A 23,899-nucleotide genomic window follows, 5' to 3' on the forward strand; every position below is an offset into this window, starting at 1 on the left:
CCCCCGGGCCCTACCGGCCCCGGCACCCACCGGCCGCCGGGACCCCCCGGCCGCCCGGGTGCGAGCATGGCCCCATGACCACACACCTGATCACCGGCGCGGGCTCCGGCATCGGCGCGGCGGTCGCCCGCCGCCTCCACGCGCGCGGGGACGATCTCATCCTGCTGGCCCGGGACGCCGGGCGCGCGAAGGAGCTGGCGGAGCTCCACCCCGGTGCCCGCACGCTCGTCGGGGACCTCGCCAACCCCGACCGGCTCTCCTGGGCCTTCTCCCACCAGGAGCTGCCCGACCGGCTCGACACGCTGCTCCACATCGCCGGCATCGTGGACCTCGGCCCCGTCGGCGAGCTCACCACCAAGGCGTGGCGCGCGCAGCTGGACGTGAACCTCGTCGCCCCGGCCGAGCTGACCCGGCTTCTCCTGCCGCAGCTGCGCGTCTCCCAGGGCCACGTGGTGTTCGTCAACTCCGGCGCGGGCCTCCACGCGAACGCCGACTGGTCCGCCTACGCCGCCTCCAAGCACGGCCTGCGGGCCCTCGCCGACGCGCTGCGCGCCGAGGAGCGCCCCCACGGCGTGCGCGTCACCTCCGTCTACCCGGGCCGTACGGCCAGCCCCATGCAGGTCAAGGTCCACCAGCAGGAGGGCAAGGAGTACGACACCTCCCGCCTCATGGACCCGGAGTCGGTCGCGACGACGATCCTCACGGCCGTCGACCTGCCCCGCGACGCGGAGATCCAGGACCTGACCGTCCGCCCGGGCCACTAGGAAGCCCGTCCGGCAAGCGGCGCGTACCCTTCCCGGGTGAGCCAGAACAACGACAGCGACGAGATCAAATGGGGTCCGGCCACCGGGGTCGGCTCGATGCCGGGCGGCGACGCGCGCGAGGCCGCCAAGGCCGTGACCGGGTCCTTCGAGGACTTCGTCCACCTGCCCGAACTGCCCGGCCGCGGCCCCGGCGCCGACATGATCGGCCGGACCGCGGGCCTGCTCGTCGAGGTCTACGCGCGCGTGGAGCCCAGCGGGTGGCGGGTCGGCGACCGACCCGGCCGCGACACCCGCCGGGCCCACGCGTGGCTGCGACAGGACCTGGACGCACTGGAGGAGTTCACCCAGGGGTACGAGGGCGCGCTCAAGGTGCAGGCCGTCGGCCCCTGGACGCTCGCCGCCGCGCTGGAGCTGCGCGGCGGCGAGGCCGCCCTCAGCGACCCCGGCGCCTGCCGCGACCTCTCCGCGTCGCTCGCCGAGGGTCTGCGCGGCCACCTGGCGGAGGTGCGCCGCCGCGTCCCGGGCGCGCGGATCGTGCTGCAGCTGGACGAGCCGTCCCTCACCGCGGTGCTGCGGGGACACGTCAAGACCGCCAGCGGCTACCGCACCCACCGCGCCGTCGACCGTCAGGTCGTCGAGGGCGCCCTGCGCGAGGTGACGGGCGCCCACGACGGGCCCGCCGTCATCCACTCGTGCGCCCCCGACGTGCCGTTCGCCCTGCTGCGCCGGGCCGGCGCCGCGGGCATCTCGTTCGATTTCGGGTTGCTCACCGAGCGTGACGAGGAGGCGATCGGGGAGGCGGTCGAGGGAGGGACGAAGCTCTTCGCGGGCGTGGTGCCCTCCACCGACGGCCCGTTGTCGGACCCTGCCGGTAGCGTCATGGGTGTCAGGACGCTGTGGCGCAGGCTGGGGCTGCAACCGGGGACCCTCGCGGAGTCCTTGGTGATCACTCCCACGTGTGGGCTCGCGGGTGCTTCGCCCGCCTACGCCCGCAGTGCGCTGGCGCACTGTGTCAAGGCGGCGAAGTCCCTCGCGGACAACCCTGAGTAACGGGAGGATCGACGTGGCTGTCGAACAGCACGAGCAGCGCGACGTGGTGCCGGCGGACGTCCGGGAGGAGCACGCCCGGCTGGCCGAGGAGGTCGAGGAGCACCGCTTCCGGTACTACGTGAAGGACCAGCCGGTCATCAGCGACGCCGACTTCGACCGGCTGCTGCGCTCCGTGGAGCGGCTGGAGGAGCGGTACCCGGAGCTGCGCACGCCCGACTCGCCGACGCAGAAGGTCGCGGGGGCGTACGAGACGGAGTTCACGGCCGTCCGGCACCGGGAGCGGATGCTCTCCCTGGACAACGCCTTCGACGACGAGGAGCTCGCCGCCTGGGCCGAGCGCGTCGCGCGGGACGTCGGCGCCGCGGAGCACCGCTTCCTGTGCGAGCTGAAGGTCGACGGCCTCGCCGTCAACCTCACGTACGAGAAGGGCCGGCTGACGCGTGCCGCGACCCGCGGCGACGGCCGGACCGGCGAGGACATCACGCCGAACGTCCGCACCATCGCCGACATCCCCGACCGGCTCCGGGGGGACCGCGTCCCCGACCTCGTGGAGATCCGCGGCGAGGTGTACTTCCCGATGGAGAAGTTCGAGGAGCTGAACGCCCGTCTGGTCGCCGCCGGCGACAAGCCCTTCGCCAACCCGCGCAACGCCGCCGCCGGCTCCCTGCGCCAGAAGGACCCGCGCGTCACCGCCACGCGTCCGCTGCACATGGTGGTGCACGGCATCGGCGCCCACGAGGGCCTCGACCTCGACCGCCTCTCCGAGGCGTACGGGCTGCTCCAGGGGTGGGGCCTGCCGACGGCCCGGCACAACCGCGTCGTGGACTCCCTCGACGGGGTGCGGGAGTTCATCGCCCACTTCGGCGAGCACCGCCACTCCGTGGAGCACGAGATCGACGGCGTGGTCGTCAAGCTCGACGAGATCCGCCTCCAGGGGCGGCTCGGCTCCACCTCGCGCGCCCCCCGCTGGGCCATCGCGTACAAGTACGCCCCGGAGGAGGTGAACACCCGCCTGGTGAACATCCGCGTCGGCGTCGGCCGCACCGGCCGCGTCACGCCGTACGCGCAGGTCGAGCCGGTCACCGTGGCCGGATCCGAGGTGGAGTTCGCCACGCTGCACAACCAGGACGTGGTCAAGGCCAAGGGCGTCCTCATCGGGGACACCGTGGTGCTGCGCAAGGCGGGCGACGTCATCCCGGAGATCCTCGGCCCCGTCGTCGACCTGCGGGACGGCAGCGAGCGCGAGTTCGTGATGCCGGCCGAGTGCCCCGAGTGCGGGACGCCACTGAAGCCGATGAAGGAGGGCGACGTCGACCTGCGCTGCCCGAACGGCCGGACGTGTCCCGCACAGCTACGCGAAAGACTCTTCTACCTCGCCGGGCGCCGCTGCTTCGACATCGAGAACTTCGGCTACGTGGCCGCCGCCGCGCTCACCCGTCCGCTGGAGCCCGCCGACCCGCCGCTCGTCGACGAGGGCGACCTGTTCGACCTGACCATCGAGCAGCTCCTGCCCATCAAGGCGTACGTCCTGGACCAGGACAGCGGCCTGCCCAAGCGGGACCCGAAGACGGGCGAGGAGAAGGTCGTCACCGTCTTCGCCAACCAGCAGGGCGAGCCGCGCAAGAACGCCCTCGCGATGCTCCGCAACATCGAGGAGGCCAAGCGGCGCCCGCTCGCCCGGGTCATCACCGCCCTGTCGATCCGCCACGTCGGACCGGTGGCGGCGGAGGCCCTCGCCCGCGAGTTCCGCTCCCTCGACCGCATCGAGGCGGCCACCGAGGAGGAGCTGGCGGCCGTCGAGGGTGTCGGTTCCACCATCGCCGCCTCCCTGAAGCAGTGGTTCGCCGAGGAGTGGCACCGCGAGATCCTGCGCAAGTGGCGCGCCGCCGGCGTCCGGATGGAGGAGGAGAGCACCGGGGAGGACGAGGGCCCCCGACCGCTGGAGGGGCTCACGGTCGTCGTCACCGGCACCCTGCAGAATCACACCAGGGATGGCGCGAAAGAGGCGCTCCAGAGCGTCGGCGCCAAGGTGACCGGTTCCGTCTCCAAGAAGACCTCGTTCGTGGTCGTCGGCGACAGTCCGGGCTCCAAGTACGACAAGGCGATGCAGCTGAAGGTCCCGGTCCTGGACGAGGACGGCTTCACGGTGCTGCTGACCCAGGGGCCCGACGCGGCCCGGGAGGTGGCCGTCCCCGTCGAGGAGTAGACCGGAACCGGCCGCGAAGGGCGGTAACAGGCCGGAAATCATAACCCGTTCAGCGCATACCGGACGGTTACGGGTGGCCGGGTCTCATTCGGGCAAGAGCTGTAGAGCGCCGCCCGCGAAAGCGCTCCGCGGCCTACTGTTGTGACGTGCGCCTGTCGTGCGCGGCCGCCATGGGAACGTCCGTTCGCGGTGGTCGTGGTGGTGTGACGACGGGCCACCACGAGGCAGAGGCAACGGCACCGCCGGCTGTGAGAGGGACGGAATGAAACCGACCGAGAGTGCCGACCCGGTCGCACGACCGCGTCCGCGCGCCTGCCCGGCGGCCGCGGCCCTCCAGGGCCTCGCCGCCAGGCTCCCCGCCCTCGTGGTGGTCCTCGCGGGCGTCGCGCTCGCCAGCGGCTTCCACCGCGCCGTCAGCCAGGGACACGCCCTCTTCCCCGGCGGAGCCACCGGCTGGTCCCTGGCCGTCCTCACGGGCATCGTCGTCGGCCACCTCGTCGCCCTCGGCCGTGACCGCTGGTGGGGCGGCACGGGCTCCGGCGCCGCCCTCACCCTCGCCGTCCTCATCCTGTACGGCTGGGTGCCGGCCGGGCTGGTCAGCCTCGCGGTCGTCGTGCTCGTCAGCGCCGCCCGCCGGCACCGCTGGCGGCAGGGCCTGCTGCACGGCGCCGCCGACGTCCTCGGCATCGGCGCCGCCGCGCTCGTCCTCGCCGCCTTCGGCGACGTCCCGTCCGTCGAACGGCCCTGGGAGCCCCTCGAATGGGGGATCGCCGCCGTACCGGAGGTCTCGCTCGCCGCCGCCACCTACCTGGTGGTGACCCGGCTCCTCCTGTGGTACACCCTCGCCCCCCAGGTCGGGAGCCTGCCCACCGCCGCCCGCACGGCGCTGCTCCGACAGGGCCTCGTCGCCGTCGCCCTCCTCGGCATCGCCCCGCTCATCTGCGTCGTCGCCGTCTCGCTGCCGGTGCTGCTGCCGCTCTTCGCCGTGCCCTTAATCGCCCTCGACTCCACGCTCTGGATCGCCCGGGCCCGCGCCGAGGAGCAGCTGCGCGACCCGCTCACCGGCCTCCCCAACCGCCACTGGCTCCTCGAACGCACCTGGTCCGCCCTGGAGGCCGCCGAAGCCGACGGCACCCGCGCCGCGCTCGTCCTCATCGACCTCGACCGCTTCCGGTCGGTCAACGACACCCTCGGCCACCTCGCCGGCGACCGGCTCCTGCTGCAGATCGCCGAGCGCCTGCGCCTCGCCCTGCCCCGCGGGGCTGAGGCCGCCCGGCTCGGCGGTGACGAGTTCGCCGTGCTCCTGCCCACCGCCGACTCCACCACCAGCGCCCAGCGCGTCGCCCGGCACCTCGCCGCCGACCTCTCCTCGCCGCTCGACCTCGACGGGCTCACGCTCGTCCTGGAGGCCAGCGCCGGGGTCGCCGTCTTCCCCGACCACGCCCTGGACGCCGAAGGGCTCCTCCAGCGCGCCGACGTCGCCATGTACCAGGCCAAGCGCGACCGCACGGGCGTCGAGGTGTACGAGTCCAAGCGCGACTCCAACACCCCCGACCGCCTCGGCCTCCTCGGCGACCTGCGCCGCGCCCTGGACGCCGGCGAGGTCGAGCTGCACTATCAGCCCAAGGTCCGCTTCGACGGCCACGTCGCCGGACTGGAGGCGCTGGTGCGCTGGGTGCACCCGGAGCGCGGCCGGGTCCCCCCGGACGAGTTCATCGCCATCGCCGAGTCCTCGGGCCTGATGCCCCACCTCACCGAGTACGTCCTGGAGACCGCCCTCGCCCAGGTCGCCCGGTGGCGCGCCCAGGGCCTGGAGGTCCCCGTCGCGGTGAACGTCTCCCCACGCGACGTCCACAGCCCCGGCTTCGCCGGCGCGGTCGCCGCCCGGCTGGCGCGGCACGGCGTCCCCGCCGGGGCGCTCCAGCTGGAGATAACGGAGCACGTGCTGCTGGAGGACCCGCAGCGCGCCGCCGACACGCTCGCCGCCCTCACCGCCCACGGCGTGAAGATGTCCCTGGACGACTTCGGCACCGGCTACTCGTCCCTGGTCCACCTGCGCCGCCTCCCGGTGAGCGAGCTCAAGATCGACCGGTCGTTCGTGGCCCGCCTCGCCGTCGACACCGAGGACGCCGAGATCGTGCGCTGCACGGTCGACCTCGCCCACTCCCTCGGCCTCCTCGTCGTCGCCGAGGGCGTCGAGGACGACGAGACCTGGGAGCGGCTGCGCGACCTGGGCTGCGACGCGGTCCAGGGCTGGCTGGTCGCCGCCGCGATGCCGCCCCAGGAGACCACGGCGTGGCTGCGCGCCCGCGGCGAACACGGCTGGCACCGCCCCCAGGCCGCCCTCCCGCCGTCCCCGTCGGACCGCCCCTCCAGCCACCCGGTGACGTAGCGCGGCACAAACCGTTTCACGGGCATCGCGGCACGCCCCATAGGATTGGGCCAAAACCGCTCACTCACCCCTGAGGATCGCTGCATGCCTGGCATCACGCGCGAGGAGGTCGTCCACCTCGCCCGGCTGGCGCGTCTGGAGCTGAAGGGCGAAGAGGTCGACCACTTCGCCACCCAGCTCGACGACATCATCGGCGCGGTCGCCCGCGTTTCCGAGGTCGCCGACCAAGACGTCCCGCCGACCTCCCACCCGCTGCCGCTGACGAACGTCATGCGCGCGGACGAGGTCCGTCCGTCGCTCAGCCCCGAGCAGGCGCTCTCCGGAGCCCCCGCGCAGGAGCAGCAGCGTTTCAAGGTGCCGCAGATCCTCGGGGAGGACTGACCGACATGACGGACAGCACCATCACGAAGCTGACGGCCGCCGAGCTCGCGGCGAGGATCGCCTCCGGCGAGCTCACCGCCGTCGAGGTCACCGAGGCCCACCTCGCGCGCATCGAGGCGGTCGACGAGAAGGTCCACGCCTTCCTCCACGTCGACCGCGAGGGCGCGCTCGCCCAGGCGCGCGCCGTGGACGAGAAGCGCGAGCGCGGCGAGGCGCTCGGCCCGCTCGCCGGCGTGCCGCTCGCCCTCAAGGACATCTTCACCACCCGGGACATGCCGACCACCGTCGGCTCCCGGATCCTGGAGGGCTGGCTCCCGCCGTACGACGCGACCCTCGTCGGCCGGCTGCGCGCCGCCGACGTCGTCATCCTCGGCAAGACCAACATGGACGAGTTCGCCATGGGCTCCTCCACCGAGAACAGCGCCTACGGCCCGACCGGCAACCCCTGGGACCTCACCCGGATCCCCGGCGGCTCCGGCGGCGGCTCCTCCGCGGCGCTCGCCTCGTACGAGGCGCCGCTCGCCATCGGCACGGACACGGGCGGCTCCATCCGCCAGCCCGCCGCCGTCACCGGCACGGTCGGCGTCAAGCCGACGTACGGCGCGGTGTCCCGCTACGGCATGGTCGCGTTCTCGTCCTCCCTGGACCAGGGCGGCCCCTGCGCCCGTACCGTCCTCGACGCGGCCCTGCTGCACGAGGTGATCGCCGGGCACGACCCGATGGACTCCACGTCCATCGACGCACCCGTCCCGCCGGTCGTCGAGGCCGCGCGGAACGGCAGCGTCACCGGCATGCGCGTCGGCGTCGTCAAGCAGTTCCGCGGCGAGGGCTACCAGGCCGGCGTCCTGCAGCGGTTCGACGAGTCCGTCGAGCTGCTGAAGGAGCTGGGCGCCGAGGTCGTCGAGCTGGACTGCCCCTCCTTCGACCTGGCGCTCTCCGCGTACTACCTGATCGCGCCGTCGGAGTGCTCGTCCAACCTGGCCCGCTTCGACGGCCTGCGCTACGGCCTGCGGACCGGCGACGACGGCACCCGCTCGGCGGAGGAGGTCACCTCCCTCACCCGCGAGGCCGGCTTCGGCGACGAGGTCAAGCGCCGCATCATGCTCGGCACGTACGCGCTCAGCTCCGGCTACTACGACGCGTACTACGGCTCCGCGCAGAAGGTCCGCACGCTCATCACGCGCGACTTCGAGCGGGCCTTCGAGCAGGTCGACGTGATCGTCTCCCCGACGACGCCGACCACCGCCTTCCCGATCGGCGAGCGCGCCGACGACCCGATGGCGATGTACCTGGCCGACCTGTGCACCATCCCGACCAACCTCGCGGGCAACGCCGCCATGTCGCTGCCGTGCGGTCTGGCGCCGGAGGACGGCCTGCCGGTCGGCCTCCAGATCATCGCCCCGGCCATGAAGGACGACCGCCTGTACACGGTGGGCGCCGCGGTCGAGGCCGCGTTCACGGCGCGCTGGGGCCACCCGCTGCTGGAGGAGGCTCCGGCACTGTGAGCGACGCACGAGCGAACGGAGACACGCTGTGAGCGCACTGAGCAAGGCCAAGGGCTTCAAGAAGTCCCGGACCGGCACGTACCTGTCCATCGGCACCACCGCGTTCGGCGCCGTCAGCGTGGTGAAGCAGCTGCGCCACGCGCGCACCGAGAGCGACACGCTGATGCTGCTGGACGCCGTCGTGTCCGCCGCCGCCATCGCGACGGGCCTCGCCATCCTGGTGCGCGAGCTGAAGCGCATCGGCGACGACGACGTCCTGTTCGGCTGAGAGGGATAGTTCCACCGTGATCGCCACGACTGACCTGGTGTCCTACGAGGACGCCCTCGCCACCTACGACCCCGTGATGGGCCTCGAGGTGCACGTCGAGCTCGGCACCCGCACCAAGATGTTCTGCGGCTGCTCCACCGAGCTGGGCGCCGAGCCGAACAGCCAGACCTGCCCGGTCTGCCTCGGCATGCCCGGCGCGCTGCCCGTGGTCAACGCCACCGGCGTCGAGTCCGCCATCAAGATCGGTCTCGCCCTCCACTGCGAGATCGCCGAGTGGTGCCGCTTCGCCCGGAAGAACTACTTCTATCCGGACATGCCGAAGAACTTCCAGACCTCCCAGTACGACGAGCCCATCGCCTTCGACGGCTACCTGGACGTCCAGCTGGAGGACGGCGAGGTCTTCCGCGTCGAGATCGAGCGCGCGCACATGGAGGAGGACACCGGCAAGTCGACGCACGTCGGCGGTGCCACCGGCCGCATCCACGGCGCCTCGCACTCCCTCCTCGACTACAACCGCGCGGGCATCCCGCTCATCGAGATCGTCACCAAGCCGATCGTCGGCGCCGGTGACCGCGCCCCGGAGGTCGCCAAGGCGTACGTCGCGGAGCTGCGCTCCCTGATCCGCGCCCTCGGCGTGTCCGAGGCGCGGATGGAGATGGGCCAGATGCGCTGCGACGTCAACCTGTCGCTGCGCCCCATCGGCACGGAGAAGTTCGGCACCCGCAGCGAGACGAAGAACGTCAACTCGCTGCGCTCCGTCGAGCGGGCCGTCCGCTACGAGGTGCGGCGGCACGCCGCGGTCCTCTCCGGCGGCGGCACCATCGTGCAGGAGACCCGCCACTTCCACGAGGACGACGGCTCCACCACCTCCGGCCGCGTGAAGGAGGAGGCGGAGGACTACCGGTACTTCCCGGAGCCCGACCTCGTCCCGGTCGCGCCGTCCCGTGCGTGGGTGGAGGAGATCCGCGCCGGGCTGCCCGAGCTGCCGCGCGTGCGCCGCAACCGGCTGCGCGAGGAGTGGGGCGTCTCGGAGCTGGACATGCAGGCCATCCTCAACGCCGGCGCGCTCGACCTGATCATCGCCACGATCGACGCCGGCGCCCCGGCCGACCAGGCCCGCAAGTGGTGGATGGGCGAGCTGTCCCGGCAGGCCAACGAGTCCGGCACGGCCCTGGAGGAGCTGGCGATCACCCCGGCGCAGGTCGCCCGGGTCACCGCGCTCGTCTCGTCCGGCGACCTCAACGACAAGCTGGCCCGCCAGGTCATCGAGGGCGTGCTCGCGGGCGAGGGCGACCCCGACACCGTGGTCGAGAAGCGCGGCCTGAAGGTCGTCTCCGACGAGGGCGCCCTGACCTCGGCGGTCGCGGAGGCCATCGCCGGGAACGCCGCCATCGCGGACAAGATCCGCGGCGGCAAGGTCGCGGCGGCCGGCGCGCTGGTCGGCGCGGTCATGAAGGCCACGCGCGGCCAGGCCGACGCCGCCCGCGTCCGGGAGCTGATCCTGGAGCAGCTGGGCGTCAGCGAGGGCTGATCCGCCGGCGCCGTCGTGACGGCGCCGACGGCGGGGGAGGCGGTGCACCGGTCGACGGTGCGCCGCCTTCCGCGTTCCCCGGGCGGGCCGGTGTCGCCGACGGGACCCCGGTGCCGCCGCTGTAGCCCTGCATCCGGAGCTGTGACGAAGCCCACGAACAGGACAAACGATCTCTTATCGCTGCCAAAGTTGGCTTTCACAGGGTCGAGTGTTCCCCCCGGGAGGTTCCCGGCGAAGGGCCGCGGACCTCAGGGAGCGAACCTTTTGGCAGCCATCGCCCGGTGGTGTGTGCGCCACCGACTCGTCGTCGTCCTGCTCTGGCTCGCCGCCTTCGGCGGCGCCGCGGCGGCCACGGGCGTCGCGGGCACCGCGTACTCGAACGAGTACGAGGCCCCGGGCACCGAGTCCGGCCGCGCGACGGCCGTGCTCCGCGAGGCGTTCCCGGGCGGCGGCGGAGACACCGCCACCGTCGTCTGGCACACCGACCGCGGCGACGTGCGCTCCCCGGTGGTCACACAGCGGATCGCCCCCATGCTCGACGCGGTCGCCGCCCTGCCGGGCGTCGCGGTCGTCACCTCCCCGTACGGCCCCGCCGGGCTCCCCGCGCCCGCGGACGGCCCACCCCCGCGGGCGAAGGCCCCCGGGCGGCCCACGGCGCAGAGCGCGACCACGACCGGTACGGCGGGCGCGACCGCGGCCGGGACCGCCGCAGGGGCCTCGGGTGCGTCCACGACCGGTACGGGTACGGCGACAGGGGGTGGGACCGGAACCGGAACCGCGGCGGCGAGCGCGACCGGCGCCGACGCGGCGACGCGGGACTCCGGCACGCCCCACGGCGGGATCAGCGAGGACGGCCGGACCGCCTACGCCACCGTCACCTTCGACCAGCGCGTCGAGGACGTCGACGCGGCGCGGGCCGACGCCCTCGTCGACACCGCCCGCCAGGCCGCCGGCGACGGCGTCCGGGTCGAGGTCGGCGGCAGCGTGGCCGCCCTGACCGGGGGCGGCGGCGGGCACACCGCCGAGATCGTGGGCGTCGCCGTCGCCGCGGTCGTGCTCTTCCTCGCCTTCGGCTCCCTCGCGGCCAGCCTCCTGCCGATCGCCACGGCCCTGGTGAGCGTCGGCACCGCCGCCTCCGGCATCGCCCTCCTCGGCCACGTCATGACGGTCGCGGACTTCGCCCCGATGCTCGGCATGCTCATCGGGCTCGGCGTCGGCATCGACTACGCCCTGTTCATCGTCACGCGGCACCGCAAGGGGCTCAAGCGCGGCCTCGGCGTCACCGAGGCCGCCGAGAGCGCCGTCGCCACCACCGGCCGTGCGGTCGTCTTCGCCGGCGCGACGGTCTGCATCGCCCTGCTCGGCATGCTCACCCTGCGGCTGGGCTTCCTCAACGGCGTCGCCATAGCGGCGTCCCTGACCGTGGTCCTCACCGTCGTCGCCTCCGTGACGCTGCTGCCCGCCCTGCTCTCCCTCATCGGCATGCGCGCGCTCTCCCGCCGCGAGCGCCGCCGCCTCGCCGAGCACGGCCCGCAGCCCGAGCCGCCCACCGGGTTCGCCGCCCGCTGGTCCGCGTTCGTCGAGCGCCACCCGAAGAAGCTCGGCGCCGTCGCCGCCGTCGTGATGCTCGTCCTGGCGCTGCCCACGCTCTCGCTCCGCCTGGGCACCTCCGACCAGGGCAACGACCCCGCGTCGGCCACCACCCGGCAGGCGTACGACCTGCTCGCCGGCGGCCCGGACGGCGACGGCTTCGGCCCCGGCGTCAACGGGCCCCTCACCCTCGTCGCCGAGCTGGAGGGCGCCGGCGACCGCATCGCCATGAACCAGCTCGCGGCCCGGCTGCCCGCCACGCCCGGCGTCGACTCCGTCGGCCCCGTCAGCTACAGCGGCAGCGGCAACACCGCCGTGGTCACCGTCGTCCCGGACTCCGCGCCCCAGTCGCAGGAGACCAGCGACCTGGTCGACCGGCTCCGCCAGGACGTCCTGCCCACCGCCGAGGCGGGCAGCTCCCTCGACGTCCACGTCGGCGGCGTCACCGCGGCGTACGACGACTTCGCCCAGGTCGTCGTCGGCAAGCTGCCGCTCTTCGTCGGCGTCGTCATCACCCTCGGCTGCCTGCTGCTCCTGCTCGCCTTCCGGTCCGTCGGCATCCCGCTGAAGGCCGCCGTGATGAACGTCGCCGCCGTCGCCTCCGCGTTCGGCGTCGTCGTCGCCGTCTTCCAGTGGGGGTGGGGCAGCGAACTGCTCGGCCTCGGACGGGCGGGTCCCATCGAACCGTTCCTGCCGGTGATCGCCGTGTCGGTGCTCTTCGGGCTGTCCATGGACTACCAGGTGTTCCTGGTGAGCCGCATGTACGAGGAGTGGCTGGAGACCGGGGACAACCGGCGGGCCGTCCGCGTCGGCCTCGCCGAGACCAGCCGGGTGATCAATTCCGCCGCGGTCATCATGATCGCCGTCTTCCTGGCGTTCGTCCTCTCCGGGGACCGGGTCATCGCGATGTTCGGCATCGGCCTCGCCGCGGCGGTCGCGCTCGACGCGTTCGTCCTGCGGACGCTGCTCGTGCCCGCGCTGATGCACCTGCTCGGCGGCGCCAACTGGTGGCTGCCCCGCTCCCTGGACCGGGTGCTGCCCCGCATCAGCATCGAACCCCCCGATCCACCCGAGATGCCCGGCCCGGCGCGTGTGAGAATCCCCGGGAAGCGCACCAGCGGGGACGGGGAGCTCGTACCGTAGCCCGCCGCGACGGCGGCTCCTCCGGTCGCACGCCGACGGGGCCACCGCCGACACCGGCCGCCCCCCACGGCATCCGCCGTGCCCGCCGGGTCCCGCCACGAGGCGCCCCGCCGGGCTCCCGGTCCCGCCGCCCGTGGCGTCGGCGGCGGGGCCTCCGCCCCCCGTACCGGCCCCCGGTCGAGCCGGTCCTCGGCGGGCGGCCCCTCGTCCCGCCGCCCGGCGCCCCGCCCCGCGGGCGGCCGGGTCACAAGCCGTCCGGGGTCTCCGCCGGCCCCGCCGGGCGCACCGTCACCTGGCCGGAGGCGAGGTCTATCGGCCCGCTCCCCGGGTCGCTGTCGCCGACGTCGACGCGGCTGAGGACCAGGCGCCGCGCCTCCTCGTCGGTGTGCTTGCGACCCGGTGCGAACAGCTCGTCCATCGCGTTGCCGAACATGGGCAGCCGCCTCTCACCTGACCTCCAGCAGGAGGATCCTGTCGTCGCCGGCCTCGGGCGTGCCACGGGTGTCGGTCTCGCTCGTGACCAGCCACAGCCGGTCGCCGCCCGCGGCCAGCACCGTGCGCAGCCGGCCGTACGTCCCCTTCAGGAACGCCTGGGGGGCCGCCGAGGGTTCCCCGCCCGCCAGCGGGACCCGCCACAGCCGCTCGCCGCGCAGCGCGGCCATCCACACCGAGCCCCGCGCGACGGCGATGCCGCTCGGCGACGCGTCGGCCACGGGCCACTGGACCACCGGGTCGACGAACGCGCCCCCGCCGCCCTTGCCCTCCGTCTCGGGCCAGCCGTGGTTGCCGCCCGGCCGGACGAGGTTCAGCTCGTCGTAGGTGTTCTGGCCGAACTCGGCCGCCCACAGCCGCTTCTGCGCGTCCCACGCGAGGCCCTGCACGTTGCGGTGGCCGTACGAGTAGACGACCGAGTCCGCCTCCGGATTGCCGTGCACGGGCTGCCCGTCCGGGGTCATCCGCAGGATCTTGCCGCCCAGCGACTCCTTGTCCTGCGCCAGCCCGGTGTCGCCGCTGTCACCGGTGCCCACGTACAGCATCCCGTCCGGGCCGAACGCGATCCTGCCGCCGTTGTGGACGACGCCCTTCGGGATGTTCCGCAGGACCGTGTCGGGCGCCCCCAACTGCCGCCCGGGGGGCGCCGTCTCGTCGTACAGCATGCGTGCCACGCGGTTGTCGGACTCGGTGGTGAAGTACGCGTAGACGAGGTGGTCCTCGGCGTACGTGGGGGAGAGCGCCAGTCCCAGCAGGCCGCCCTCCCCGCCGGGGGCCACGCCCGGCACCTCGCCGAGCACGGTCAGCTCGCCGCTCTCCGCGTCCACGCGCGTGATGGTGCCCCCGTCGCGCGAGGAGACCAGCAGGTCCCCACCGGGCAGGGCGGCCAACCCCCACGGTGACTTCAGCCCCTGGGCCACCGTGGACACCACCCGCACCGACCCCTTGGCGGGCGGGGCGGACGGCGAGGGCGACGCCGAGGCCGTCGGGGAGGCCGACGCGGACGCGGCGGTACGGGGCGGCGGGGCGCTCGCGGGACCCGCCGGGCCGCTCCCCCCGCCCGAGCATCCGGTCGCCAGCAGCAGCGCGGCTGTGGCCGAAACGGCCGTCACAGCGGGACGTCGCACGGTTCTTGGTTCCTTCCCCGGGGCGGAGTGGAGCTCGTCGCCGCCTACCCTAGGGCGTGTCCCGCCGCCCGGCCCGGCGTCCGCCCCGCCTCCCGGCGTCGCTCGGCCCCGGCGTCCGCCCCGCCTCCCGGCGCCGCTCGGCCCCGGTCCTCCGCCTCAGTCCCAGGAGCCGCGTGCCGGGGGCAGGGCGGCGATCTCCGCCAGGTCCCGCGCCGTCAGCGCCAGCCGTGCCGCCCGGGCGTTCTCCACCGCCCAGCGCCCCCGCTTCGTGCCCGGCACCGGGACGACGTGCCGCCCCTGTGCCAGCGCCCAGGCGAGCGCGACCTGCGCCGGCGTCGCCCCGGCCGCCTCTCCGCCGTGCCGCTCGGCCACCCGCCGCAACCCCGCGACCAGCGGCTGGTTGGCCGCCATCATCTCGGCGGTGAAGCGCGGGTGGCGCGCGCGCAGGTCCTCCGGCTCGAACCCGCCGCCCGGGGTGAGCGTCCCGGTCAGGAAGCCGTTGCCGAGCGGCATCGCCGCCAGGAACCCCACGCCCCGCGCCGCGCACCACGGCAGCAGCCGGGCGAGCGCCTCCGGCGACCACACCGACAGCTCCGCCTGCACGGCGCTGACCGGGAACTCCTGCTGGACGCGCTCCAGTTGGCGGATCGTTCCGTCGTACAGGTCCGACGCGCCGCGCCGGGAGCCGCGCACGCCGACCGCGCACCACCCGAGCGCCCGTACCTTCCCCGCGGTCACCAGCTCCGCCATGGCGCCCCAGGTCTCCTCCACCGGCACCTCCGGGTCGGCCCGGTGCAGCTGGTACAGGTCGATCACGTCCGTCTGCAGCCGCCGCAGCGACGCGTCGCAGGCCCGCCGCACGTACGACGGCCGGCCGTTGGCCACGATGTGCCCGTCACCCACGAGCAGCCCGCACTTCGTCGCGACGAACGCCTCCGCCCGGCGCCCCCTGAGCGCCCGGCCGAGCAGCAGCTCGTTGGTGAAGGGCCCGTACATGTCGGCGGTGTCGAGCAGGGTCACCCCGGCGTCGAGCGCGGCGTGCACGGCGCCGAGCGAGCGGTCGCCGCGCTGCTGGGAGGCGCTGTAGGCCCAGCTCATCGGCATGCAGCCGAGGCCGACGGCCCCCACCTCCAGCCCGGTCGCCCCGAGTGTCCTGCGCTCCAACTCCCCGTACCTCCCTGTGCGCTCCCGCAAAAACTAACCAATGGCCCGCCGCCCGCTTCGCTTAGCCTCCTGGCATGACTGCTGACGATGTGGACGACATGACCCGGGACGTGTGGCTGCCCGTCCCCGCCGCGGAGGTCGCGGGCCTGCCGGACCCGGCCGCCACCGGCCTGGCCTACCGCTTCTGGGACGGCGGCCCGGAGTTCCCGGCCGACCCCGCGGACTGCGTCTTCTACGTGGTGCCGTACATGAAGGGCACGGAGGTCGCGGTGCGGCCGCTCGCGGCGATGACCTCGCTGCGGGTGGTGCAGACGCTGTCGGCCGGCATCGACCACGTGACGCCGGGGCTCGGCGACGTGCCGCCCGGGGTGGCGTTGTGCAACGCCCGGGGCGTGCACGAGGCGAGCACGGCCGAGCTCGCCCTCGCCCTGGTGCTCGCCTCGCTGCGCGACCTCCCCGGCTTCGTCCGGGGCCAGGACCGCGAGGAGTGGCGGGCCGGCTTCTACCCCTCGCTCGCCGACAGGTCGGTGCTGATCGTCGGGTACGGGTCGATCGGCGCGGCCATCGACGACCGGCTCGCGCCCTTCGAGTGTGCGCGGGTCGTGCGCGTCGCACGCTCCGCGCGCACCACCGAGCGCGGCCCGGTGCACGCCCTGTCCGATCTGCCCGCGCTCCTGCCGGACGCCGACGTGGTGATCCTGTCCACGCCGTTGACCGAGGAGACCCACCACCTGGTCGACGCCGGCTTCCTGGCGCGGATGAAGGACGGGGCGCTGCTGGTCAACGTCGCCCGGGGGCCCGTGGTGGACACCAAGGCCCTGCTGGCGGAGACGGCGAGCGGGCGTCTCACCGCGGCGCTCGACGTCACCGACCCGGAGCCGCTGCCCGCCGGCCACCCGCTGTGGCACGCGCCGGGCGTGCTGATCAGCCCGCACGTGGGCGGCTCGACCTCGGCGTTCATGCCGCGCGCGAAGCGTCTGATAGCCGACCAGCTGACCCGGTTCACGGCGGGGGAACCGCTGCGCAACGTCGTCCTCACCACCGGCTAGCCCGCCCCCGCCGCGCCTCCGCCCTCACTCGTGCCCCACGCCCCGCGCCCCGGGAGGAGGTCCGGAAAGCCCGTGTGGTCCGTACCGGCAGCGGGTACGCGGGGCATGTTCCGCCCGCACACACCGACGGAACGTACCGGCGTCGCGTGCCTGCGGCGCATACACCCGGACCGACACGCTCCGGAGCGCCCCGAGTGCGCTCCGTGTCTATAAGCATCTTGATCGTTACGCAGCGTATAAGGCCCCTGTCCCTGAGTGACGAACCTGGTGTATCGTCGCGATCCGGGGGCGCGTCGAGCACGGGAACCGACGCCGGGGAACGAGCGACACCGACGTGATGGCCGATCAGAATCCGAGGGGGGCGACGGGCGATGCGCGGACCAGCCAGCAACGATCCGAGGCGGCGGGGCGGACGGATCCCCCGCGCCGGCACGATCCGGACGGGGGCCTCCCGGTGAGCGCCCCCGGCGTGGTCATCGAGCGCCGGCCGGTCGCCGGCGGAGGCGGCCGGGGCGAAGGGCCCGGCGACGGACCGGGCGGCACGGGCGGTACGCCGGGGCAGCTGCTCCTCGCCCTCCTGTGCGCCGCGTACGCGGTCGGGGCCCTGTTCGGCTGGGGCTCGGAGGAAGTGGCGCTGTTCATGGGCGATTTCGGGCTGAGTGCCGCGGCATTGGCCGCGGCCGTCTCCTGCTTCCGCTACGCGCGCGCACACGCCGGCCGCTTCCGCCCGGCCTGGATGCTCTTCGCGCTCTCCTCCGCCATGGCCGGCTGCGGCAACGCGGTCTGGGGCTGGTACGAGGTGGTGCTCGACCGGCCGGTCCCGAGCCCGTCCCTCGCCGACCTGTTCTTCCTGCTCTTCGCGCCGCCGGCCATCGTCGGCCTGCTGGTCCTCGCCAAGCGCCCCGTCACCCGGGCCGGCTGGGTCTGCCTCGGCCTCGACTCGTGGCTCATCGCCGGCTCCCTCCTCACGCTCTCCTGGAGCCTCGCGCTCGCGCACACGGCGCGTTTCGAGGGCGAGAGCGTCGCCCGCACGGCGCTCTCCCTCGCCTACCCGCTCCTCGACATCGTGCTCGTCAGCATGGTGCTCGCGCTGCACTTCTGCCGCTCCAAGGAGAACCGCTCCGCGGTCCACACCGCCATCGCGGCACTCGCCCTGACGGTCCTGTGCGACGCGCTGTTCACCTCGCCGCTGCTGCGCGACACCTACCGCTCCGGGCAACTGCTCGACGCCGGCTGGTTCGCGGGTTCCCTGCTCCTCGCCTACGCCCCCTGGGGGCCCCGCGGGGCGCCCGAGGCGGCGCCCCCGCAGCGCGACCCGCGCCCGCAGCGGCACGCCAGCCGCCCCATCGCCGGGTCGCTCGCCGCGCTCACGCCGTACCTCGCCGCGGCGGTGTGCACGCTCAGCATCCTGTACTCCGTCATCGAGGGCCGTCGAGTGGACCGCGTCGTCGTCTTCACCGGCTGTACGGTCGTGCTGGCCCTCGTCGTCCGGCAGGGGATCATGCTGCTGGACAACATCGCCCTCACCCAGGAGCTGGCGCAGAAGGAGAGCCACTTCCGCTCGCTCGTGCAGGGTTCCAGCGACGTCATCATGATCGCCGCGCCCAGCGGGGTCCTGCGCTACGTGAGCCCCGCCGCCTCCGGTGTCTACGGCCGCGACGCCGACGAACTGGTCGGCACGGAGCTGTCCGCCCTCATCCACCCCGACGACCTCGGCGGCGTCGTCCACGAGGTGCGGCGGTTCCTGGCCGCCTCGCCGGAGCAGGAGCCCACGACCCGCATCGAGTGCCGCTTCCGGTCGGGCACCGGCGACTGGCTCAACGTCGAGTCCACCGTCAACCGCCACCAGGGCGGCCTCATCTTCAACAGCCGCGACGTCACCGAACGGGTCCGCCTCCAGGCGCAGCTCCAGTACAACGCCGAACACGACCCGCTCACCGACCTGCCCAACCGCGCGCTCTTCACCCACCGCGTCCGGCAGGCCCTCGGCGGCCGCCGCTGCGGTGACTCCGGCACGGCCGTGCTCTTCATCGACCTGGACGGCTTCAAGGGCGTCAACGACCGCCTGGGCCACCAGGCGGGCGACGAGCTCCTCATCCAGGCCGCCCGCCGCCTCCAGGAGTCCGTGCGGGCCGGGGACACCGCCGCCAGGCTCGGCGGCGACGAGTTCGCCGCGCTCATCGCCGGCGACGCCGGCCACGACCCGGCCGCCCGCGAGTTCCAGGTCCACGAGATCGCCGACCGGCTGCGCCTCACCCTCTCCCAGCCGTACCAAGTGGACGGCTCGGAGGTGCGGGTCGCCGCGTCCATCGGCGTCGCCTTCGCCGAGCCCGGCATCAGCGCCGGCGACCTCCTGCGCAACGCCGACCTCGCCATGTACCGCGCCAAGGCGGGCGGCAAGAACCGCGTCGAGCTGTACGCCCCGCAGATGCAGGCGGAGGTCGTCCGCCGGACCGAGGTGGCCGCACGGCTGCGCACCGCGCTGCACGACGGGGAGTTCGCCCTCCTGCACCAGCCCGTCGTCGACCTCGCCACCGGCCGGGTCGCCGCCGTCGCCGCCCAGGCCCGCTGGCGCTCCGCCCAGGGCATCCTCTTCACCCCCGCCGAGTTCCTCCGCGTCACCGAGGACGGCGGCGAGCGCACGGCCGAGCTCTCCCGGTGGCTCATGGAGGAGGCCGTCGCCCAGGCCGCCGAGCGGCACCGCCTCGGCCACCGCACGCCCGTCTCGGTCCGCGTCCCCGCCCGCCGCCTCCTCGACCGGTCCGCGCCCCTCGCCACCGTGGAGGCCCTTCTCGCCCGGCACGGCCTGCCCTCCGGGGCGCTCATCGTGGAGCTCGCCGACAGCGACCCGCGCCTCTCCTTCGACGACCTCGAACAGCGCCTGGTCGCCCTCCGCAGGCTCGGCGTGCGCATCGCCCTCGACGGGTTCGGCAGCGGGTACGCCGCGATCAACGCCCTGCGCCGGCTGCCGGTGGACATACTGAAGCTGGACCGGGGCCTGGTGGAGGGCGTGGTCGAGTCGGCCCGGCTGCACAAGATCACCAGTGGACTGCTCAGGATCGCCGGCGACCTCGGGCTCCAGTCCGTGGCCGAGGGCGTCGACGTCCCCGAACAGGTCCACGCGCTGCGCGCCATGGGCTGCACGCACGCCCAGGGCGCGGCCTTCTCCGGGCCGCTCGACGAGCACCGGCTGCGGCGCGCCCTGGTCCGGGACGACTTCCCCGTACCGGGCGGGATCCCCCTGCCCGTGCTGACCGGCGGCGCGCTCCCACCCAGCGCCCTCCCGTCGATGCGCTCACATAATGAGACGCGTGTCCCACCCACTTGACACTGACGGTGCGCCGGGTGGAGGGTCGGTTCCATGCGCACCCGAATTCTCGTACTTGGAAAGCGCGTCGGCTGAGCAGGTCCCGATCCACGGCCCTGCGGACCCACACCGGCGCGCTCCCCTCGCTTGCCTCACGGCACGAGGGGTTTTTTGTTGCATCGGCGCCTCACGACAGACCTTGACACACACCGACAGACCCGCTGAAAACCCTCGCCACCACCCTCAGCTCCGAGAAGAGATTGCGATGACCGAGCAGGCCACCGGGGCCCACCACCCGCAGCCGCGGCCCCGTTCCGGCGGACAGCCCTCCGCCACCGTCGAACACGTCACGGGCGCCCAGTCCCTCATCCGCTCTCTCGAGGAAGTCGGGGCCGACACGGTGTTCGGCATCCCCGGCGGCGCGATCCTCCCCGCCTACGACCCGATGATGGACTCCACCCGGGTCCGCCACGTCCTGGTCCGCCACGAGCAGGGCGCGGGCCACGCCGCCACCGGCTACGCCCAGGCCACCGGCAAGGTCGGTGTCTGCATGGCCACCTCCGGCCCGGGCGCGACCAACCTCGTCACCCCCATCGCCGACGCCCACATGGACTCCGTCCCGCTCGTCGCGATCACCGGCCAGGTCTCGTCCAAGGCGATCGGCACCGACGCCTTCCAGGAAGCCGACATCTGCGGCATCACCATGCCGATCACCAAGCACAACTTCCTGGTCACGAAGGCCGACGACATCCCGCGCACCATCGCCGAGGCCTTCCACATCGCCTCCACCGGCCGCCCGGGCCCCGTCCTCGTCGACATCTCCAAGGACGCCCTGCAGGCGAAGACCACCTTCAGCTGGCCGCCGCAGACCGACCTGCCCGGCTACCGCCCGGTGACCAAGCCGCACGCCAAGCAGATCCGCGAGGCCGCGAAGCTGATCACCGCCGCCAAGCGCCCCGTCCTGTACGTCGGCGGCGGCGTCCTGAAGGCCGGCGCCACCACCGAGCTGAAGGTCCTCGCCGAGCTGACCGGCGCCCCGGTCACCACCACGCTGATGGCGCTCGGCGCCTTCCCCGACTCGCACCCGCTGCACGTCGGCATGCCCGGCATGCACGGCGCGGTCACCGCCGTCACCGCCCTGCAGAAGGCCGACCTGATCGTCGCCCTCGGCGCCCGCTTCGACGACCGCGTCACCGGCAAGCTCGACAGCTTCGCCCCCTTCGCCAAGATCGTCCACGCGGACATCGACCCGGCGGAGATCGGCAAGAACCGTGCCGCCGACGTCCCGATCGTCGGCGACGCCCGCGAGGTCATCGCCGACCTGGTCCAGGCCGTCCAGGCCGAGCACACCGCCGGCAACACCGGTGACTACACCGGCTGGTGGAAGGACCTGAACCGCTGGCGCGAGACCTACCCGCTCGGCTACGACCAGCCCGAGGACGGCAGTCTCGCCCCCCAGCAGGTCATCGAGCGCATCGGCCGGCTCGCCCCGGCCGGCACGATCTTCGCCGCGGGCGTCGGACAGCACCAGATGTGGGCCGCCCACTTCATCCAGTACGACGAGCCGGCCACCTGGCTGAACTCCGGCGGCGCCGGGACCATGGGGTACGCCGTCCCGGCGGCCATGGGCGCCAAGGCGGGCGCCCCGGACCGCACGGTCTGGGCCATCGACGGCGACGGCTGCTTCCAGATGACCAACCAGGAACTGGTCACCTGCGCCCTCAACAACATCCCGATCAAGGTCGCCATCATCAACAACGGCGCCCTCGGGATGGTCCGCCAGTGGCAGACCCTCTTCTACAACCAGCGCTACTCCAACACCGTCCTGCACTCCGGCCCGGAGGCGGACGGCAGGCAGCCGAGCGCCGGCACCCGCATCCCCGACTTCGTGAAGCTGTCCGAGGCCATGGGCTGTGTCGCCCTGCGCTGCGAGCGCCCCGAGGACCTGGACAAGGTCATCGCCGAGGCCAACGCCATCGACGACCGCCCGGTCGTCGTCGACTTCATCGTCCACGAGGACGCCCAGGTGTGGCCGATGGTCGCCGCCGGCACCTCCAACGACGAGGTCATGGCCGCCCGCGGGGTCCGCCCCGACTTCGGCGACAGCGAAGACGACTGAGGCGTCAGAGAGCAGTCATGAAAGGTACGAGACACATGTCCAAGCACACGCTCTCCGTCCTGGTGGAGAACACCCCCGGCATCCTCGCCCGGATCGCCGCGCTCTTCTCCCGCCGCGGCTTCAACATCGACTCGCTCGCCGTCGGCGTCACCGAGCACCCCGACATCTCCCGCATCACCATCGTGGTCAACGTCGAGGACCTGCCGCTGGAGCAGGTGACCAAGCAGCTCAACAAGCTGGTCAACGTGCTGAAGATCGTCGAGCTGGAGCCCAGCGCCGCCATCGCGCGCGAACTCGTCCTGGTGAAGGTCCGCGCCGACAACGAGACGCGCTCCCAGATCGTCGAGATCGTCCAGCTGTTCCGCGCCAAGACCGTGGACGTCTCGCCCGAGGCGGTGACCATCGAGGCCACCGGATCGAGTGACAAGCTGGAGGCGATGCTGAAGATGCTGGAGCAGTTCGGCATCAAGGAGCTCGTCCAGTCGGGCACGATCGCCATAGGGCGTGGTGCCCGGTCCATCACCGACCGGTCGCTGCGCGCCCTCGACCGCTCGGCGTAGTCCGCGCAGTCCGCGTGGCGAGACCCCCCGACGCCCTCATCCCCGCCCACCGTACGGTGGGACGCACCACCGAACACCCAAGGAGAAACCCAGTGGCCGAGCTGTTCTACGACGACGACGCCGACCTGTCCATCATCCAGGGCCGCAAGGTCGCGGTGATCGGTTACGGCAGCCAGGGCCACGCCCACGCGCTGTCGCTCCGCGACTCCGGTGTCGACGTCCGCGTCGGCCTGCACGAGGGCTCCACGTCCAAGGCGAAGGCCGAGGAGCAGGGCCTGCGTGTGGTGACCCCGGCGGAGGCCGCCGCCGAGGCCGACGTCATCATGATCCTGATCCCGGACCCGATCCAGGCCCAGGTCTACGAGGACTCCATCAAGGGCAACCTCAAGGACGGCGACGCGCTGTTCTTCGCCCACGGCTTCAACGTCCGCTTCGGCTTCATCAAGCCCCCGGCCGGCGTCGACGTCGCCCTGGTCGCCCCGAAGGGCCCGGGCCACCTGGTCCGCCGTCAGTACGAGGAGGGCCGCGGCGTCCCGGCGATCGCCGCCGTCGAGCAGGACGCCACCGGCAACGCCTTCGCGCTCGCCCTCTCCTACGCCAAGGCCATCGGCGGCACCCGTGCGGGCGTCATCAAGACGACCTTCACCGAGGAGACCGAGACGGACCTCTTCGGCGAGCAGGCCGTGCTCTGCGGCGGTGCCTCCGCGCTCGTCAAGGCGGGCTTCGAGACGCTGGTGGAGGCGGGCTACCAGCCGGAGATCGCCTACTTCGAGTGCCTCCACGAGCTGAAGCTCATCGTCGACCTGATGTACGAGGGCGGCCTGGAGAAGATGCGCTGGTCGGTCTCCGAGACCGCCGAGTGGGGCGACTACGTCACGGGCCCCCGCATCGTCACCGACGCCACCAAGGCCGAGATGAAGAAGGTCCTCTCCGAGATCCAGGACGGCACCTTCGCCAAGAACTGGATGGACGAGTACCACGGCGGCCTGAAGAAGTACGACGAGTACAAGACGCAGGACTCCGAGCACCTGCTGGAGACCACCGGCAAGGAGCTGCGCAAGCTCATGAGCTGGGTGGACGACGACAAGGCGTGAGCCGCCGCGGCGGGGCCGGGCACACCGCCCGGCCCCGCCGCCGTCCCACCCCCCGTCACCGGGCCCTCCCGCCCGCCGCCCTTCCGGCGGCCGGGCCCGGGGCCCGTCCGGGGCCCGTGCCCGCCCTGCCCGGGCTTGTCCACGGCGTCCAGCCCCG

The 23,899-nt window shown here is 73.4% G+C and carries 17 protein-coding genes; 14 read left to right on the forward strand and 3 right to left on the reverse strand.

The genetic code is table 11. The features are described 5' to 3' along the window. Nucleotides 1-74 precede the first annotated feature (74 nt). The 9 genes from NRO40_RS21200 to NRO40_RS21240 all read left to right on the forward strand — a co-directional run bounded on the left by NRO40_RS21200 (nt 75) and on the right by NRO40_RS21240 (nt 12,830). Nucleotides 75-764, forward strand: coding sequence for an SDR family oxidoreductase (locus NRO40_RS21200; RefSeq protein WP_058942663.1), 690 nt, complete (start codon nt 75-77; stop codon nt 762-764). Between the two features lie 36 nt (nt 765-800). Beyond that, nucleotides 801-1,814: a methionine synthase gene (locus tag NRO40_RS21205; protein ID WP_079047126.1), complete on the forward strand. Its 1,014-nt coding sequence runs from the start codon at nt 801-803 to the stop codon at nt 1,812-1,814. Between the two features lie 13 nt (nt 1,815-1,827). After that, the gene (gene ligA / locus NRO40_RS21210; protein WP_058942664.1) at nt 1,828-4,020 is read left to right on the forward strand and encodes an NAD-dependent DNA ligase LigA; all 2,193 of its coding nucleotides are present in this window, start codon (nt 1,828-1,830) and stop codon (nt 4,018-4,020) included. A 262-nt stretch (nt 4,021-4,282) separates the two neighbouring features. Then, nucleotides 4,283-6,412, forward strand: coding sequence for a putative bifunctional diguanylate cyclase/phosphodiesterase (locus NRO40_RS21215; RefSeq protein WP_058942665.1), 2,130 nt, complete (start codon nt 4,283-4,285; stop codon nt 6,410-6,412). Nucleotides 6,413-6,496: 84 nt separating this feature from the next. Further along, a complete protein-coding gene (gene gatC / locus NRO40_RS21220; RefSeq protein WP_058942666.1) occupies nt 6,497-6,793 on the forward strand; it encodes an Asp-tRNA(Asn)/Glu-tRNA(Gln) amidotransferase subunit GatC in 297 nt (98 codons plus the stop codon). A gap of 5 nt (nt 6,794-6,798) precedes the next feature. Next, complete coding sequence (gene gatA / locus NRO40_RS21225) at nt 6,799-8,298, forward strand: Asp-tRNA(Asn)/Glu-tRNA(Gln) amidotransferase subunit GatA (RefSeq protein WP_058942667.1); 1,500 nt, start codon at nt 6,799-6,801, stop codon at nt 8,296-8,298. Nucleotides 8,299-8,326: 28 nt separating this feature from the next. Next, nucleotides 8,327-8,566 (forward strand): hypothetical protein, encoded by a 240-nt coding sequence (locus NRO40_RS21230; protein WP_058942668.1) that lies wholly within the window; start codon nt 8,327-8,329, stop codon nt 8,564-8,566. Nucleotides 8,567-8,582: 16 nt separating this feature from the next. Beyond that, a complete protein-coding gene (gatB, locus tag NRO40_RS21235) occupies nt 8,583-10,097 on the forward strand; it encodes an Asp-tRNA(Asn)/Glu-tRNA(Gln) amidotransferase subunit GatB (protein ID WP_107115113.1) in 1,515 nt (504 codons plus the stop codon). Nucleotides 10,098-10,361: 264 nt separating this feature from the next. Next, the gene (locus NRO40_RS21240; RefSeq protein WP_058942669.1) at nt 10,362-12,830 is read left to right on the forward strand and encodes an MMPL family transporter; all 2,469 of its coding nucleotides are present in this window, start codon (nt 10,362-10,364) and stop codon (nt 12,828-12,830) included. Nucleotides 12,831-13,074: 244 nt separating this feature from the next. Here the strand turns inward: NRO40_RS21240 and NRO40_RS21245 are convergent, their stop codons facing one another. The 3 genes from NRO40_RS21245 to NRO40_RS21255 all read right to left on the reverse strand — a co-directional run bounded on the left by NRO40_RS21245 (nt 13,075) and on the right by NRO40_RS21255 (nt 15,613). Further along, nucleotides 13,075-13,263 carry a DUF6191 domain-containing protein gene (locus tag NRO40_RS21245; protein ID WP_058942670.1) on the reverse strand — a complete coding sequence of 63 codons (189 nt, stop codon included), beginning with the start codon at nt 13,261-13,263 and terminating at the stop codon, nt 13,075-13,077. A 13-nt stretch (nt 13,264-13,276) separates the two neighbouring features. Beyond that, a complete protein-coding gene (locus tag NRO40_RS21250) occupies nt 13,277-14,449 on the reverse strand; it encodes a PQQ-dependent sugar dehydrogenase (RefSeq protein ID WP_408057036.1) in 1,173 nt (390 codons plus the stop codon). A gap of 156 nt (nt 14,450-14,605) precedes the next feature. Continuing rightward, nucleotides 14,606-15,613 (reverse strand): aldo/keto reductase, encoded by a 1,008-nt coding sequence (locus NRO40_RS21255; RefSeq protein WP_058942671.1) that lies wholly within the window; start codon nt 15,611-15,613, stop codon nt 14,606-14,608. Between the two features lie 98 nt (nt 15,614-15,711). On the opposite strand from NRO40_RS21255, the gene NRO40_RS21260 reads away from it, so the two are divergent. The 5 genes from NRO40_RS21260 (at nt 15,712) to ilvC (ending at nt 23,742) form a co-directional block, all read left to right on the forward strand. Beyond that, a complete protein-coding gene (locus tag NRO40_RS21260; protein ID WP_408057090.1) occupies nt 15,712-16,662 on the forward strand; it encodes a 2-hydroxyacid dehydrogenase in 951 nt (316 codons plus the stop codon). 454 nt (nt 16,663-17,116) lie between these two features. Further along, nucleotides 17,117-19,990: a putative bifunctional diguanylate cyclase/phosphodiesterase gene (locus NRO40_RS21265; RefSeq protein ID WP_058942672.1), complete on the forward strand. Its 2,874-nt coding sequence runs from the start codon at nt 17,117-17,119 to the stop codon at nt 19,988-19,990. A 244-nt stretch (nt 19,991-20,234) separates the two neighbouring features. Continuing rightward, on the forward strand, nt 20,235-22,088 hold the full coding sequence (locus NRO40_RS21270) for an acetolactate synthase large subunit (protein WP_058942673.1): 1,854 nt from the start codon (nt 20,235-20,237) through the stop codon (nt 22,086-22,088). Between the two features lie 35 nt (nt 22,089-22,123). After that, the gene (ilvN, locus tag NRO40_RS21275) at nt 22,124-22,648 is read left to right on the forward strand and encodes an acetolactate synthase small subunit (RefSeq protein ID WP_257375474.1); all 525 of its coding nucleotides are present in this window, start codon (nt 22,124-22,126) and stop codon (nt 22,646-22,648) included. A gap of 92 nt (nt 22,649-22,740) precedes the next feature. Then, the gene (gene ilvC / locus NRO40_RS21280; protein ID WP_058945527.1) at nt 22,741-23,742 is read left to right on the forward strand and encodes a ketol-acid reductoisomerase; all 1,002 of its coding nucleotides are present in this window, start codon (nt 22,741-22,743) and stop codon (nt 23,740-23,742) included. Nucleotides 23,743-23,899: the final 157 nt, after the last annotated feature.

The sequence above is a fragment of the Streptomyces changanensis genome, from assembly GCF_024600715.1.
GTDB lineage: Bacteria > Actinomycetota > Actinomycetes > Streptomycetales > Streptomycetaceae > Streptomyces > Streptomyces changanensis.

Coding starts and splice junctions, on each gene's coding strand:
- NRO40_RS21260 (WP_408057090.1), top strand. CDS start 15,712: ATGACCCGGGACGTGTGGCTGCCCGTCCCCGCCGCGGAGGTCGCGGGC.
- NRO40_RS21215 (WP_058942665.1), top strand. CDS start 4,283: ATGAAACCGACCGAGAGTGCCGACCCGGTCGCACGACCGCGTCCGCGC.
- gatC (WP_058942666.1), top strand. CDS start 6,497: ATGCCTGGCATCACGCGCGAGGAGGTCGTCCACCTCGCCCGGCTGGCG.
- NRO40_RS21270 (WP_058942673.1), top strand. CDS start 20,235: ATGACCGAGCAGGCCACCGGGGCCCACCACCCGCAGCCGCGGCCCCGT.
- gatA (WP_058942667.1), top strand. CDS start 6,799: ATGACGGACAGCACCATCACGAAGCTGACGGCCGCCGAGCTCGCGGCG.
- NRO40_RS21245 (WP_058942670.1), bottom strand. CDS start 13,263: ATGTTCGGCAACGCGATGGACGAGCTGTTCGCACCGGGTCGCAAGCAC.
- ilvN (WP_257375474.1), top strand. CDS start 22,124: ATGTCCAAGCACACGCTCTCCGTCCTGGTGGAGAACACCCCCGGCATC.
- NRO40_RS21200 (WP_058942663.1), top strand. CDS start 75: ATGACCACACACCTGATCACCGGCGCGGGCTCCGGCATCGGCGCGGCG.